Here is a 14,821-nt window from a genome sequence, read left to right on the forward strand (position 1 = left end):
TCCCCCACCACCGCCCACTCCCAGCCCACCGACCAACCGCGGGCCCGCACCGCCCAGCCGCGGCCCCGGGCCGGGCCATCCGGGGCCCGGGCCCGTGGCTAGTCGGCCGCCAGTAGGACGTGGCGCGGCGGCGTCTGGCCCCGGGCGGTCGCGCGGAGCTCGCACTGCCGGACCACTCCGCCCGGCGTCCCATCGCCATGGCCTGGGCGAACAGCTCCCGCCGCCGCGTCGAGACACAGCTCGGCGGGCCGGTCCGCCGCCCCGGCAGGAGCCCCTCTCGGACACGTCCGAGAAAACCTCCTGCCACGACGGCGGGACGTCGTACGGCGCGGTCCGGCGGTGTCGGGCTTGGCGTGGGCCGGCGCTCGTGAGGCTCGCTCACCGAGGCCGGCAAGCGGGGCTCGTGAGGCGGGCTCACCGAGATCGGCGAGCGGGTCGCAGGCCGTCTGTCAGTGGGGGCGCAGCGGCAGGGCCTGGCCTGCTACGAGGAGCAGGACGTGTTCGCACTCTGCCGCGAACTCCGTGTTCAGGCGGCCCAGTTCGTCGCGGAAGCGGCGGCCGGAGGATGTCGCGGGGTGGACGCCGGAGCCGACCTCGTTGGATACGGCCACCACCGTGCGCCGGGTGGTGCGCACCGCTTCCATCAGGGCCGACGTCCGGGCGCGCACCTCCCGGCGGGCCTCCCCGTCCGCCCACCGCCCGTCGTCCCAGGCCCCTGCCTCGTCCATCGTGTGGGTCAGCCACAGCGCCAGGCAGTCGATGAGCAGCGGCGGCCCGTCGGCCGCCAGCAGCGGCACCAGATCGCAGGTTTCCCGCGTGCGCCAGGATCCCGGTCGCCGCTCTCGGTGGTGTGCGACGCGCTCCGCCCAGTCCGCGTCCCCGTCCCGGGTGCCGCCCGTCGCCACGTACACCACGTCCGGAAAGGACTCCAACCGGCGCTCCGCCTCGACCGACTTGCCCGAGCGGGCCCCGCCCAGCACCAGCGTGCGCCGCGGCAGGTCCGGCACCGCGTGGTACTCGCCGACCAGCAGCGTCTCCCCGTCCGGCACCGCCCGCGCCCCCGCCGCCGCGAGCCTGCGGTGCAGCTCCGCGCCCGGCGGCACACTGTGGTCCAGGTGCACCGCCAGCACGTCCGTCACCGCCGTCACCGCGCCCACCGCCCGCAGCCGGGCCAGCGCGTCGGGCCGCCCGACCACGTCCAGCACCGCCATGTCGTACGGCTCGACCTCCTCGGGCAGGCCCGCGGGTGCGGCTTTCGGCGGCAGGTACAGCAGCCGGGTCCCGTCGGGGCTCGTCACCGCGTACGCCGTCCCCGGCACGTCCACCGCGACCGCCCGCACCCGGTGCCCGCTGATCAGCGTCAGATCGCGGCCGTCCGGCACCCGCCCCGGCGACGGCAGCCCCGCCGGCACCTCGACGGCCGGCCCGTTCTGCGGATGCGACAGCAGCACCTGCCGCACGCCGACCAGCGACTGCCCTGCCCGTGCCGCGGCCAGCGCCGCGCCCGGCGTGAGGTCGAGCAGCAGTGTGCCGTCCACCAGCAGCGCGGTCGCCGCCCGTGCCTCCTCGCCGACGGCGGCCGCGCAGGCGGCGCAGGGGCAGTCGGGGCGGGGCAGCCCGCCGGGGGCTCCGGTGCCGAGCAGAGTCAGTTCCACCCGCAGATCGTCTCGCGCCGTCGCGCCACGAGCGCGCGGGGCCACCCGTACGGCCCGTTAGGCTGCGGGGCAGCATCCACTCGGAGCACCCAAGGTTTCCAGGAGGCGGACATGGCGTGGACGTGGCGGTTCGAGAAGTCGGACGGGACGGAGACGGTGCCCGCGGTGGAGCCCGAGGAGTTCGCCACGCAGGGCGACGCCGAGTCCTGGATCGGCGAGACCTGGAAGGACCTGCTGGACGGCGGCACCGAGCAGGTGACGCTCTTCGAGGACGGCACCAAGACCTACGGGCCGATGAGCCTCCAGGGCGAGGAAGAAGCCGCGGGGTAGTCCGGCTGCCCGGCCGCGGGGGTGTCCGGCCGCCTGGAGGCAAGCCTCAACAGGGGGCAAAGTCTCAACGGGGGGCCAAGCCCTCAACGAGCCCTGAAGTCGGCCGACTTCAGGGCTCAACCCGTACGCCGCACAGGCGCAGCGACTCGGACGTGCCTGAATTTTCTTTCGGTTGACTCAGCCCCGTACGCCGCACAGGTGCAGCAGCGCCGCCACCGCGCGGTACGGGTCGGTGCGCCCGGCCCGCTCCTCGGCGGTCAGTAGCTTCGCCAACTCCTCGGCGCTCGGCGGCTGTTCGTCGTCGGCGGCCTGGTCGGTGAAGACCCGTACGCCGTACCACGCGCGCAGCGGCGTGCCGATCCCGTCGAGCGTCGCCGTGAGCCCGGCCAGCCGGTCGGCCCGCGCCCGCAGGCCGAGCCGGTTGGTGTACGCGGGGGAGTCGAAGGCCGCCAGCGCGGTGTCCCAGTCGCCGGTGAGCCCGGGGCGCATCGCCAGCGCGTCGGCGTTCCGCACGAGCAGGGACAGCAGCCCGCCCGGTGCCAGGACGCGGGCCAGGCCCGCCAGCATCGGGTCGGGCTCGGCTATGTACATCAGCACGCCGTGGCACAGCACCACGTCGAAGCTGCCCGGCAGGAACTGGGCGCCGGTGTCGCGCCCGTCGCCGTGGACGAGCCGCACCCGCTCGCGTATGCCCTCGGGCTCGGTGGCCAGCGCGGCGCGGACGGCCGACAGCATCCGGGGGTCGGACTCCACGCCGGTCACCTTGTGGCCCGCGCGGGCCAGCCGCAGCGCCTGCGTCCCCTGGCCGAGACCGACATCGAGGACCCGCAGCCGCTGCCCGACCGGGAACCGGCCGGCTATCTGCTCCTCCAGCTGGCGGGCGACCAGCTCCTGCCGCACGACGTTGCGGATGCCGCCCAGCCGGCCGAGCCAGGCTGCCGCGCCGCCCTCGAAGTCGGTGGCACCCTCGAAGCCGGTGGCTGCGCTCAGGGCTGCTCTCCGCGCTTGACCTGTGGCTTCGGCAGCCGCAGCCGGCGCATCTGCAGGGTGCGCATCAGGGCGTACGGCACGGCGCCGCGGAGGTTCTCGTTCGGGAAGCGCTCGCGCAGCCGCTTCTTCAGGCGGATGGAGATCCCGACCGAGTCGATCACGATCATGATGATGACGCCCAGCCACAGCAGCAGCGAGATGTTCTTGACCTGGGCCGACGGCAGCATGCTCAAGACGAGGATCAGCACCGCCAGCGGCAGGAAGAACTCGGCGACGCAGAACCGCGAGTCGACGAAGTCCCGCGCGAACCGCCGCACGGGCCCCTTGTCTCTGACCGGCAGGTACCGCTCGTCGCCGCTCGCGAGCGCCTCGCGCTGCTTCGCCAGGTCCGCGCGGCGGGCCTCGCGCTGGCGCTTGGCGGCGTCCTTGCGGTTGACCGGCGTCGACGCCAGGCTGCGGCGCTGCGTCTGGGCCTCGCTGCGCTTGGGGGTGGGGCGGCCCTTCGGGGCCTGCGGGTCGCGGGGCTGCTGCGGGTCCGCGGTCATCTTGGTGACGGCGGACCGCTTCTCGGAGGAGGCACGGCTTCGGAACACAAAGTCCAAGGGTACGGGGTCCCGGTGGCCGGGCCCTAGCCCCGTCGAGAACGATCCGGCAACGGCCCACCTACTCCCTGGGCCGGATACCGGCGGTCACTGATCGTCCTGGAGGAGGAGCCCATCGCGTCCCGAACAGTGCGGTAATGGAGGCGGGACCCGTACTGTTGGGTCTGTAGACGTGCTGGAGTCCGAGCCCGGAGAAGGGGGCGCGCGAGGCCCATGAGCGGTGTCATGAAGCGGATGGGGATGCTCTTCCGCGCGAAGGCCAACAAGGCCCTGGACCGGGCCGAGGACCCGCGCGAGACCCTCGACTACTCGTACCAGAAGCAGCTGGAACTGCTGCAGAAGGTGCGCCGCGGAGTGGCCGACGTGGCCACCTCCCGCAAGCGCCTGGAGCTGCAGCTCGGCCAGCTCCAGGGGCAGTCGGCCAAGCTCGAGGACCAGGGCCGCAAGGCGCTCGCGCTGGGCCGAGAGGACCTCGCCCGCGAGGCACTGTCCCGCAGGGCCGCGCTCCAGCAGCAGGTCAGCGACCTGGAGACGCAGCACCAGACCCTCCAGGGCGAGGAGGAGAAGCTGACGCTCGCGGCCCAGCGGCTCCAGGCCAAGGTCGACGCCTTCCGCACGAAGAAGGAGACCATCAAGGCCACCTACACAGCCGCCCAGGCGCAGACCCGGATCGGCGAGGCCTTCTCCGGCATCTCCGAGGAGATGGGCGACGTCGGCATGGCCATCCAGCGGGCCGAGGACAAGACCGCGCAGCTCCAGGCGCGGGCCGGCGCGATCGACGAGCTGCTGGCCTCGGGCGCGCTCGACGACCAGAGCGGTACGGCCAAGGACGACATCGCCGCCGAGCTGGAGCGCATCTCCGGCGGGTCGGACGTGGAGCTGGAGCTCCAGCGGATGAAGGCCGAACTGGCGGGCGGCAGCGGTGGTTCGCAGCAGGCCATCGAGGGCGGCGCGCAGGGCGAGGCGAAGCAGCAGCCCGAGGGGCACCGGTTCGACAAGCAGTAGTGGACCCTCGCCCGGCGAGGCCGATCTGGAGGTCGACATGATCGTACGGATCATGGGGGAGGGGCAGGTGGAGGTGGCGCAGAGCCACCTCGCCGCGCTGAACAAGCTGGACGACGAGTTGCTGGCGGAGATGGAGAGCGGGGACGGTCCCGGGTTCCGCCGCACGCTCAACGCGCTGCTCGACCAGGTACGCGAGTTCGGTGCGCCGCTCCCCGACGACGCCCTGGAGCCCTCGGATCTCATCCTCCCGTCCCCCGAGGCGACCCTGGAAGAGGTCCGCGAGATGCTCAGCGACGACGGCCTGATCCCGAGTTAGCCCGCGGGCCCGCGCGCCGCGCCCCGGTGGAGGCGCGGCCGCCGGGTCGTCTGCGGGTGTCACCCGGGTTGCGCAAACCCTTACCGTTGCTCCTCGTGACCACCCTCGCCCCCGGCCCGGCTCTCGCCCGCCCCCGCGGCTGGCTGCGTGCCCATCCGCTCGCGCTCGACCTCGCCGTCGCCTCGGTCGTCCTGACGCTGATGATCACGGGCATGATGACCGAGCGCCGCGGCATGCACGGCTCGGTCTACGGGGCGCACTCCCCGGAGCCCCTCAGCGTCGTCCTCGCGGCGCTCGCCGCCGGCGCGCTGGTCGCGCGCCGGCGCGCCCCGCGCACGGTCCTCGCCGTGACCGGCGGGCTCACCCTGGTCGAGATCCTCACGGGACCCGGCGGCCGCGGCACCCCCGTCGCGATGACCGCCGCCATCGCCCTGTTCACCGTCGGCTCCCGCACCTCCCGCTCCACGACCTGGCGGATCGCGCTCCTCACCGCCGTGGGCCTGACGGCGAGCGCGATGCTCTTCGGCCCCGAGCCCTGGTACGGGCAGGAGAACCTCGCGATCTTCGCCTGGACCGGCATGGCCGCCGCCGTGGGCGACGCCGTCCGCTCCCGCCGGGCGTTCGTCGACGCCATCCGCGAGCGCGCCGAGCGGGCCGAGCGGACCCGCGAGGAGGAGGCGCGGCGCCGGGTCGCGGAGGAGCGGATGCGCATCGCCCGCGAGCTGCACGACGTCGTGGCCCACCACATCGCGCTGGTCAACGTCCAGGCCGGGGTCGCCGCCCACGTCATGGACAACCGCCCCGACCAGGCCAAGGAGGCGCTGGCGCACGTACGCGAGGCCAGCAGGTCCGCGCTCAACGAACTGCGCGCCACCGTCGGCCTGCTGCGGCAGTACGGCGACCCGGAGGCGCCCACCGAGCCCGCGCCCGGGCTCGGGCTGCTCGACCAGCTCGTCGACGGATTCGCCCGCGCCGGGCTGCCCGTCGAGGTCGAGATCTCCTCCACGGCCGCCCGCGGCCCCTGGCACTCCCGCCGCCCGGAGGACGCCCCCGCCGTCATCGGAGAGCTGCCCGCCGGCGTCGACCTCACCGCGTACCGCGTGGTCCAGGAGGCGCTCACCAACACCCACAAGCACGCGGGCGAGGAGGCGGGCGCGATCGTGCGGATCGCCAGGGCCTGGGACTTCCTGGAGGTCACGGTGCTGGACGACGGGGTGGCCGGGGAGGGCGCCCCCGTCGTCCAGCAGCGGTCCGCCGAGGCCGCCAGGGGCGGCGAAACGGGCGGTGGCCACGGTCTGTTGGGCATGCGGGAGCGCGCCGCCGCCCTCGGCGGGGAGTGCGAGGCGGGGCCGCGGTACGGGGGCGGGTTCCGCGTCCACGTACGCTTGCCGCTCACCGTGGCGCGGGAGGCCGCGCGGGAGGGGGCGCCGTGACGATCCGGGTGGTGCTGGCCGACGACCAGGCGCTGTTGCGCAGCGCGTTCCGCATTCTGGTGGACTCCGAGCCCGACATGGAGGTCGTGGGGGAGGCCTCGGACGGTGCGGAGGCGGTCCGCCTGGTGCGCGAACGGGGCGCCGAGGTCGTGCTGATGGACATCCGGATGCCCGGCACGGACGGGCTCGCCGCCACCCGCGAGATCAGCGCGGACCCGGCCCTGGACGGCGTACGCGTGGTGATGCTGACGACCTTCGAGGTGGACGAGTACGTGGTGCGCTCGCTGCGCGCGGGCGCCTCCGGCTTCCTGGGCAAGGGCGCCGAGCCCGACGAGATGCTCTCCGCGATCCGCGTCGTCGCCTCCGGCGAGGCGCTGCTGTCCCCGGCCGCGACCAAGGGACTGATCGCCAAGTTCCTGTCGCAACCGGACAGTTCGGACGGCGCTGCCGGGCGCGGCCGGGACATCGAGCGGCTCGGCGCGCTCACCGGGCGCGAGCGCGAGGTCCTGGTGCTGGTCGCGGGCGGCCTCTCCAACGACGAGATCGCCGACCGGCTTGAGGTCAGCCCGCTGACCGTCAAGACCCACGTCAACCGCGCGATGGCCAAACTCGGCGCGCGCGACCGGGCCCAGCTGGTGGTCATCGCGTACGAAACCGGACTCGTCCGCCCGAGGGCCGACTGACGTGGTAGCGGGCCGTACTGCGCCTGCGGTACGCGGCGGTGGCGAGAACCGGCCTCTGGAGCGAGGAAACCACCCCTCGGCATGGCTGATCGTATAAGCGGGCGGTAAGCCCTGCTCCCGATCGGCAACAGAAGAGAGACCTCCTCCCATGTCCTGGCTGTCCAGAATCAGCCTCGTACAAAGGGGTTTGATCGCCCTGATGGCGGTCGTCGCGATCGCCTTCGGCGCCGTCGCGATACCCCAGCTCAAGCAGCAGCTGCTGCCCTCCATCGACCTGCCCATGGTGTCGGTGCTGGCCCCGTACCAGGGCGCGTCCCCCGATGTGGTCGAGAAGCAGGTCGTCGAACCGCTAGAGGACTCCATCCAGTCGGTCGACGGGATCACCGGCATCACCTCCACGGCCAGCGAGGGCTCGGCCGTCCTGATGGCCCAGTTCGACTACGGCAGCGGCTCGGACCAGCTGATCGCCGACGTCCAGCAGGCCGTCAACCGGGTCCGCTCCCAGCTGCCCGACGCCGTCGACCCGCAGGTCGTCGCGGGCTCCACGGACGACATGCCGACCGTCGTGCTCGCCGTCACCTCCGGCAAGGACCAGCAGGCGCTGGCCGGCCAGCTCGACCGCTCGGTCGTCCCGGCGCTGAAGGACATCGACGGCGTCGGCCAGGTCACCGTGGACGGCGTCCGCGACCGCGTCGTCTCGGTCACCCCGGACGACGCCAAGCTCGCCAAGGCCGGCCTGACGGCGGGCGCGCTGGCGCAGGCGCTGGAGGCCAACGGGGCCTCGCTGCCCGCCGGTTCGTTCTCCGAGGACGGCAAGAGCAAGACCGTCCAGGTCGGCGGCGGCTACACCTCGGTGGGCCAGATCGAGGACATCCGGGTGTCCACGGCGGCCGCCGGGCCGGGCCAGGGCGGCGGCGCGGGCGGATCCGGCGGCGCCCCCAAGCCCGTACGCCTCGGCGACCTCGCCACCGTGCAGGAGGAGGACGCCACCGCGACCTCCATCACCCGCACCAACGGCGAGCCCAGCCTCGGCATCGTGGTGACGATGGGTCAGGACGGCAGCGCCGTCGCCATCTCCGACGCCGTCAAGGACAAGCTGCCCACGCTGCGCCAGGACCTCGGCGGCAACGCCGAGATCACCATCGTCAGCGACCAGGGCCCGGCCGTCTCCCAGTCCATCGACAGCCTCACCACCGAGGGCCTCCTCGGCCTGGCCATGGCGGTCGTGGTGATCCTGGTCTTCCTGGTGTCGCTGCGCTCCACGCTGGTGACCGCGGTCTCCATCCCGCTGTCCGTGGTCATCACGCTGATCGTGCTGTGGACCCGCGACCTGTCGCTCAACATGCTGACCCTGGGCGCGCTGACCATCGCCATCGGCCGGGTCGTGGACGACTCGATCGTGGTCCTGGAGAACATCAAGCGCCACCTCTCGTACGGCGAGGAGCGGCAGAAGGCCATCCTCGGCGCGGTCAAGGAGGTCTCGGGGGCGATCACCGCCTCGACGCTGACCACCGTCGCGGTCTTCCTGCCGATCGGCGTCGTCGGCGGCATGGTGGGTGCGCTGTTCGGGCCGTTCTCGCTGACCGTCACGGTCGCGCTGCTGGCCTCGCTGGTCGTCTCGCTGACGATCGTGCCGGTGCTCTCGTACTGGTTCCTGCGCGCCCCCAAGGGCAGCGAGTCTGTCGACCCCGAGGAACTGCGGCGCTCCCAGGAGGAGAAGGAGGCGCGCAGCCCGCTCCAGCGGCTGTACGTGCCCGTGCTGCGGTTCGCCACCCGGCGCCGCTTCACCAGCCTGGTGATCGCGGTCCTGGTGCTCGTCGCCACCTTCGGCATGGCGCCGCTGCTGAAGACCAACTTCTTCGATCCCGGCGCCCAGGACACCCTCTCGATCAAGCAGGAGCTGGCGCCCGGCACCAGCCTCCAGGCCGCCGACGACTCGGCGCGGAAGATCGAGAAGATGCTGGACGGCATCGAGGAGGTCAAGGACTACCAGGTCACCGTCGGCTCCTCCGGCATCATGGCGGCCTTCGGCGGCGGTACGGGCGCCAACCAGGCCTCGTACCAGGTGAAGTTGAAGGACTCCGACGACGCGCAGGCCACCGTCGAGGAGATCCGCGAGGGCCTGGACGGGCTCGGCGAGGGCATCGGCCAGACCACGGTTGCGGCCGGCGACGGCTTCGGCAGCCAGGACCTGAGCGTCGTGGTCAAGGCCGCCGACGCGGACACCCTCGCCAAGGCGGCCGAGGAGGTACGCGGCGAGGTCGCGAAGCTGGACGACGTCACCGACGTGGAGAGCGACCTGTCGGTGAGCGTGCCGCGGATCTCGGTCTCGGCCAACGAGAAGGCCGCCCGCTACGGCTTCAGCCAGGCCACCCTCGGCCAGGCCGTCGCCCAGGCGGTGCGCGGCACGCCCGCGGGCAAGGCGGTCCTCGGCGACGCCGAGCGGGACATCCTGGTGAAGTCGGCCGAACCGGCCGTCACCGAGGCCCAGTTGAGGAACCTGCAGCTGGCCACCCCGGCGGGCGCGGTCAAGCTCTCCGAGATCGCGGACGTCAAGACGGTCCCCGGCCCGGTCCAGATGACCCGGATCGACGGCGCCCGCGCGGCGACGATCACGGCCAAGCCGACCGGTGACAACACCGGCGCGGTGTCCACCCAGCTCCAGTCGAAGATCAACGCGCTCGACCTGCCGAAGGGGGCCACCGCCGAGATCGGCGGCGTCTCCCAGGACCAGGACGAGGCCTTCGCCTCGCTGGGACTGGCCATGCTGGCGGCCATCGCGATCGTCTTCATGCTGCTGGTCGCGACCTTCCGGTCGCTGATCCAGCCGCTGATCCTGCTGGTGTCCATCCCGTTCGCGGCAACCGGCGCGATCGGCCTGCTGGTCGTCACGGGTACGCCGATGGGCGTCCCGGCGCTGATCGGCATGCTGATGCTCATCGGCATCGTGGTCACCAACGCGATCGTGCTGATCGACCTCATCAACCAGTACCGGGCGCAGGGCTACGGCATCGTCGAGGCCGTCGTCGAGGGCGGCCGCCACCGCCTCCGCCCGATCCTGATGACGGCGCTCGCGACGATCTGCGCGCTGCTGCCGATGGCGCTCGCCATCACCGGCGACAGCGGGTTCATCTCGCAGCCGCTGGCGGTCGTGGTGATCGGCGGCCTGATCAGCTCCACCCTCCTCACCCTCCTCCTCGTCCCGACCCTCTACGCGATGGTCGAGCTCCGCAAGGAGCGCCGGGCGAAGAAGAAGGCGGCCAAGCGGGCGGCGAAGGCGTCGCCGGAGCCGTCCGCGGAACCGGACGAGGACACCGACCGCACTCCGGAGCGGGCCGGCGTCTGACCCTCCGACCGCCCCTCTGAAACCGGAGTGCCCCGGCCCGAACGGCCCGGGGCACTCCGGCGTTTCGCCTCGCCTCGCCTCGCCTCGCCTCGCCTCGCCTCGCCTCGCCTCGCCTCGGCGCCGGTCGCCCCCGCACCGGACGTGGAGATCGTCACCTGGTTCGCCGGTGGCGGCCCCACCGCTCATCGGCCGGACGCCACCGACGACCGCCGCCTGCTGCCCTGAGTTCTCGCTGGGTCTTGGTGGGGGCTTGCGGTCGGGGCGGATGCTCGGTTGGGGCGTTACCGACGATCGGCTGGTCGGCTGGCTGCTCTGGGTCGCCGCGTCTTGTGGCGGGTTTGCGGCCGGGGCTGCCGCTCGGCGGGGGCACCACCGACGACCGGCTGGCCGACTACCCGTTCCGGGTCCCCACCCCGACTCGGCGGCGGGCGCTACGGCCGCCGTCAGCCCCGGGGCGGGCATGGCCCGGCCACTCGTCGGGCGGGGCTGCGCCGGGCGAGTGGGGTCGGCGGGGCGGAGCCCCGCCGTAGAACACCTGGGCCCTTGGCCCACACCGCAGGTGTGGGCCAAGGGCCCAGTCGTGCCGTGCGGGCCGCAGGCCTACGGCAGCGCCAGCATCCGCTCCAGCGCCAGCTTCGCGTACTTCTCGGTCTCCGGGTCGACCTGGATGCGGTTGACCGGTTTGCCGTCCGCCAAGGACTCCAGCGCCCAGACCAGGTGCGGCAGATCGATCCGGTTCATGGTCGAGCAGAAGCAGACCGTGCGGTCCAGGAAGACGATCTCCTTGCCCTCGTCGGCGAAACGGTTCGCCAGCCGCCGTACGAGGTTCAGCTCGGTGCCGATCGCCCACTTCGACCCGGCCGGGGCGGCCTCCAGGGTCTTGATGATGAGCTCGGTCGATCCCACGTAATCCGCGGCCGCGACGACCTCGTGCTGGCACTCGGGGTGCACCAGCACGTTCACTCCCGGGATCCGCTCCCGCACGTCCCGCACCGACTCCAGCGAGAAGCGCCCGTGCACCGAGCAGTGCCCGCGCCACAGGATCATCTTCGCCGCGCGCAGCTCCTCGACGCTCACGCCGCCGCCCGGCTTGTGCGGGTTGTAGACGACGCAGTCCGCCAGCGACATCCCCATGTCGCGCACGGCGGTGTTGCGCCCCAGGTGCTGGTCGGGCAGGAACAGCACGCGCTCCCCCTGCTCGAACGCCCAGTCCAGCGCCCGCTTGGCGTTGGAGGAAGTGCAGATCGTGCCCCCGTGCCGGCCTGTGAACGCCTTGATGTCGGCGGAGGAGTTCATGTACGAGACGGGCACCGTGACGTCGGCTATCCCGGCCTCGGACAGCACGTCCCAGCACTCGGCCACCTGCTCGGCCGTCGCCATGTCGGCCATCGAGCAGCCGGCGGCGAGGTCGGGCAGGACGACCTGCTGGGCGTCGCCGGTCAGGATGTCCGCGGACTCGGCCATGAAGTGCACACCGCAGAAGACGATGTACTCCGCCTCGGGCCTGGCGGCCGCGTCCCGCGCCAGCTTGAAGGAGTCACCCGTGACGTCCGCGAACTGGATCACCTCGTCACGCTGGTAGTGGTGACCGAGTACGAAGACCTTGTCCCCGAGCTTCTCCTTGGCCGCCCGGGCGCGCTCCACCAGGTCCGGGTCGGACGGAGAGGGCAGGTCGCCCGGGCACTCGACACCGCGCTCGCTCTTCGGGTCGGCCTCGCGGCCGAGGAGGAGAAGGGCGAGCGGCGTCGGCTGGACATCGAGACTTTGGGCGGTGGTCACTGCACGCACCCTTTCTGTTTCCGCAGACAAGCCTTTTCGTCTGATTGACGTTATCTATCATAACTGCTTCGTGTCACTTTGACGATGGCCATCGCGTCGATGTGACGCATTCCCGGGTGCCCGTACCCCGCGCCATCCACAGGCCGTGCCCCGTTCCGCGGGGGTGTGCGAGCATGAAAGCTGAAGGCGCGGAAAGACCAGGCGTCGGGCCCGGAATGAATTCGCGGCCGCGCTGGTTGCAGCCGACGGCAAGCAGTCCGTACAACCCGGGAGAGAGCAGATGTCCGTTCAGGACGAGAAGACCAGCGTGAGCGACGGCATCATTCTGTCCGACGCCGCCGCGGCCAAGGTCAAGGCGCTGCTGGAGCAGGAAGGCCGCGACGATCTCGCGCTGCGCGTCGCCGTCCAGCCCGGCGGTTGCTCCGGCCTGCGCTACCAGCTCTTCTTCGACGAGCGCTCGCTCGACGGCGACGTCGTGAAGGACTTCGACGGCGTCAAGGTCGTCACGGACCGGATGAGCGCCCCGTATCTGGGCGGTGCCTCCATCGACTTCGTCGACACCATCGAGAAGCAGGGCTTCACGATCGACAACCCCAACGCCACCGGCTCCTGCGCCTGCGGCGACTCGTTCAACTAGGCGCCGCCCCGGGCCTTTCGCGCCCGGCAGCCGCGTACGGAGGCGGCGGACCGGTTCTCCATCCGGTCCGCCGCCTCCGCGCGTTCGGTGAGTCCTGCCTCCGCCTGTTCGGTGAGTCTCGCCTTCGCGCGTTCAGCGCGTCTGCGTGACGGTCTTGTCCGTCGAGGCGTCCACGACCCGGCGGTCGCCCAGCGGCTCGTCCAGCGTCACCTGCGTCTCGAACCGCTTCGCGATCTTGATGCAGACCTGGCCGGGCTTCTTGTCCCTGGCCGTGACCTCGACCGCCACCTCGCGCGAGGTCGAACGCTCCACGGCGGCCGAGTACGTGCTGCACACTCCGCCCCAGAAGGTCAGCGTCAGCGTCCGGCCCTCGACCGCGTACGAGCTGATGTGCACGGGAGTGCCGCCGTGCCGCTCCGGCTCCTCGCTCGGCCGCTGCCCAGGCTCCCGCCCCGGCTGGTGCGGCCGCCGGCCCGGCTCGGCGATGTACTTCGGCTCCACCGCCGGATAGGTCACCGTGAAGGTGTCCCCGCTGCCCCGCTGCCCCACCTCGAACAGCCACGACGGCACCAGCGCCTGCCGCCCGTCCACGAAGTGCACCGCGAGCCCGAACACCGCGTCCCGCACGGTCACTTGGCGCGGCTTGGCGACCGGGCCGCCCGGCGGGCAGGGGAGGGTGTGCGGCCCGTCGGCCCCGGCCCGCTTGCCGCCGCCCCGCTCCTCGTGCGGCATGGCCGACGCGCAGCCGCCGATGCCCACCCGGCCGCTTCCGCCCGCCGACCTGTTGAGCAGCTTCAGCGCCTCCCCGGCCCCGATCACCGGATACTCCGGACCGCGGGTCAGCTCGGTCAAGTGCCCGCTGCCGCCCACCACTTGGCCGTCCGCGCCGATCTGCAGCCCGGTCTGCCAGCCGTACGTCGGCAGCCTGTCGAGCACCGGGCTCGCGTTCACCACCCGTACGCCGCCGAAGGTCCGGCCCGCGTCCAGCTTCGCGCCGCTCAGCCCGATGGCGTCGAGCACGGTCCCGGCGGCCTTCGCCGCCGCCCGCTCGGAGACGGGGCGGCCGCCGCGCGCGTCGCCGTCGCCCCGGACGTACGTCCAGGTGCCAGGCGCCGTGCGGCTCACGTCCAGCGCCTCGCCACCGGCCCGGCCGAACTTCCAGGTGTCCTGGACCAGCCGGGGCTCACCCGCCACCCTCAGAGCCTTCGCCAGCCGCTCGGCCCGGTCGCGGCTCACGCCGTCCTGGGCGCGGTGGACGGGCGCTTCGCCGGGGCCGTCGGGGAGCGGGCCCTCGGCGCGGTAGCGCGCGCCGTTCGGATCCGGCTCGCCGGGCAGAATCCCCGGCCCCTCGCCCTCGGCGGCCCCGCCGTGCTGCCGCCCGTATCCGTCCAGCTCCAGCGGCGGCGGGTCGTCACCGTCCGCGGCGGGGAAGCCGGCCGACCTGCCGCCCCCGGCCCTGGAATCGCTCTCGTCCGAGGCGGTCGAGGCCCAGTACGCGCCGCCGCCCCCGGCCACCAGCACGGCCGCCGCGACACAGGCCGCGACCAGCCCAGGACGCCGACCGCGGCGTACGGGCGCGGGCTCGTGCTGCCGTGCGGCTTGGTCGGCCCCGGGCTCGTACTTCTCGTGCCGGGGCTCCGGTTCGGAGCCGGCCCCCGGGCTCTGCTCGCTGCTCACCGCGTCACTCCTTCGGCTCCGCTCACCTGCGGGACGCGCATTGGACGCCACGACACGGCAGCCGGTTCCGTTGCCACTGCCGCCCGGCGGGATGGGGCTCTCCCGGCAGGATGGGCCTCTTCGGTGCCCTTCGGCCAGCCGACCAGGGCTTCCCGCCGCAGCGGCAAGCCATTCCGCCGGCGACGGCGAGCAACCGCCGCGATGGCGAGCCACCGACGGCGGGCAACCACCAGCGGCGTGCAGCCAGCCGCGGCCCACCGGGACCGCAGGTCTCCGCCGCGGTGGTTGCCCGCCGCGGCTGGCTGCACGCCGCTGGTGGTTGCCCGCCGTCGGTGGCTCGCCATCGCGGCGGTTGCTCGCCGTCGCCG

The 14,821-nt window shown here is 72.9% G+C and carries 12 protein-coding genes; 7 read left to right on the forward strand and 5 right to left on the reverse strand.

Going from position 1 to position 14,821, the window contains the following annotated elements:
- Positions 1-449 precede the first annotated feature (449 nt).
- Entirely contained in the window at positions 450-1,655 is a 1,206-nt protein-coding gene (locus AOK16_RS22575) for a bifunctional adenosylcobinamide kinase/adenosylcobinamide-phosphate guanylyltransferase (protein WP_055473996.1), read from the reverse strand.
- 111 nt (positions 1,656-1,766) lie between these two features.
- Here AOK16_RS22575 and AOK16_RS22580 point away from each other — a divergent pair, with 111 nt between their 5' ends.
- Positions 1,767-1,985, forward strand: coding sequence for a hypothetical protein (locus AOK16_RS22580; RefSeq protein ID WP_055473997.1), 219 nt, complete (start codon positions 1,767-1,769; stop codon positions 1,983-1,985).
- A gap of 177 nt (positions 1,986-2,162) precedes the next feature.
- Here AOK16_RS22580 and AOK16_RS22585 read toward each other — a convergent pair whose 3' ends face one another.
- Positions 2,163-2,885, reverse strand: a complete 723-nt coding sequence (locus tag AOK16_RS22585; RefSeq protein WP_055473998.1) for a class I SAM-dependent methyltransferase — start codon at positions 2,883-2,885, stop codon at positions 2,163-2,165.
- 86 nt (positions 2,886-2,971) lie between these two features.
- Positions 2,972-3,577 (reverse strand): DUF3043 domain-containing protein, encoded by a 606-nt coding sequence (locus AOK16_RS22590; RefSeq protein ID WP_240483703.1) that lies wholly within the window; start codon positions 3,575-3,577, stop codon positions 2,972-2,974.
- Between the two features lie 225 nt (positions 3,578-3,802).
- On the opposite strand from AOK16_RS22590, the gene AOK16_RS22595 reads away from it, so the two are divergent.
- The 5 genes from AOK16_RS22595 to AOK16_RS22615 all read left to right on the forward strand — a co-directional run bounded on the left by AOK16_RS22595 (position 3,803) and on the right by AOK16_RS22615 (position 10,360).
- Entirely contained in the window at positions 3,803-4,582 is a 780-nt protein-coding gene (locus AOK16_RS22595) for a PspA/IM30 family protein (RefSeq protein WP_055474000.1), read from the forward strand.
- A gap of 37 nt (positions 4,583-4,619) precedes the next feature.
- Entirely contained in the window at positions 4,620-4,898 is a 279-nt protein-coding gene (pspAA, locus tag AOK16_RS22600; protein ID WP_055474001.1) for a PspA-associated protein PspAA, read from the forward strand.
- A 95-nt stretch (positions 4,899-4,993) separates the two neighbouring features.
- Positions 4,994-6,331, forward strand: a complete 1,338-nt coding sequence (locus tag AOK16_RS22605) for a sensor histidine kinase (RefSeq protein ID WP_055474006.1) — start codon at positions 4,994-4,996, stop codon at positions 6,329-6,331.
- The gene (locus tag AOK16_RS22610) at positions 6,328-7,014 is read left to right on the forward strand and encodes a response regulator (RefSeq protein ID WP_055474002.1); all 687 of its coding nucleotides are present in this window, start codon (positions 6,328-6,330) and stop codon (positions 7,012-7,014) included. Before AOK16_RS22605 ends, AOK16_RS22610 begins: the two co-directional genes overlap by 4 nt.
- Before the next feature lie 148 nt (positions 7,015-7,162).
- Positions 7,163-10,360 (forward strand): efflux RND transporter permease subunit, encoded by a 3,198-nt coding sequence (locus AOK16_RS22615; protein ID WP_055474003.1) that lies wholly within the window; start codon positions 7,163-7,165, stop codon positions 10,358-10,360.
- A gap of 600 nt (positions 10,361-10,960) precedes the next feature.
- On the opposite strand, the gene nadA is transcribed toward AOK16_RS22615, so the two are convergent.
- Entirely contained in the window at positions 10,961-12,139 is a 1,179-nt protein-coding gene (gene nadA / locus AOK16_RS22620; protein ID WP_055474004.1) for a quinolinate synthase NadA, read from the reverse strand.
- A gap of 280 nt (positions 12,140-12,419) precedes the next feature.
- Here nadA and AOK16_RS22625 point away from each other — a divergent pair, with 280 nt between their 5' ends.
- On the forward strand, positions 12,420-12,776 hold the full coding sequence (locus AOK16_RS22625; RefSeq protein WP_055474005.1) for a HesB/IscA family protein: 357 nt from the start codon (positions 12,420-12,422) through the stop codon (positions 12,774-12,776).
- A 132-nt stretch (positions 12,777-12,908) separates the two neighbouring features.
- Here the strand turns inward: AOK16_RS22625 and AOK16_RS22630 are convergent, their stop codons facing one another.
- On the reverse strand, positions 12,909-14,453 hold the full coding sequence (locus AOK16_RS22630) for a hypothetical protein (RefSeq protein ID WP_240483704.1): 1,545 nt from the start codon (positions 14,451-14,453) through the stop codon (positions 12,909-12,911).
- Positions 14,454-14,821: the final 368 nt, after the last annotated feature.

Origin of the sequence: Streptomyces pathocidini, from assembly GCF_001418495.1 — a bacterium.
Classification (GTDB): Bacteria; Actinomycetota; Actinomycetes; order Streptomycetales; family Streptomycetaceae; genus Streptomyces; species Streptomyces pathocidini.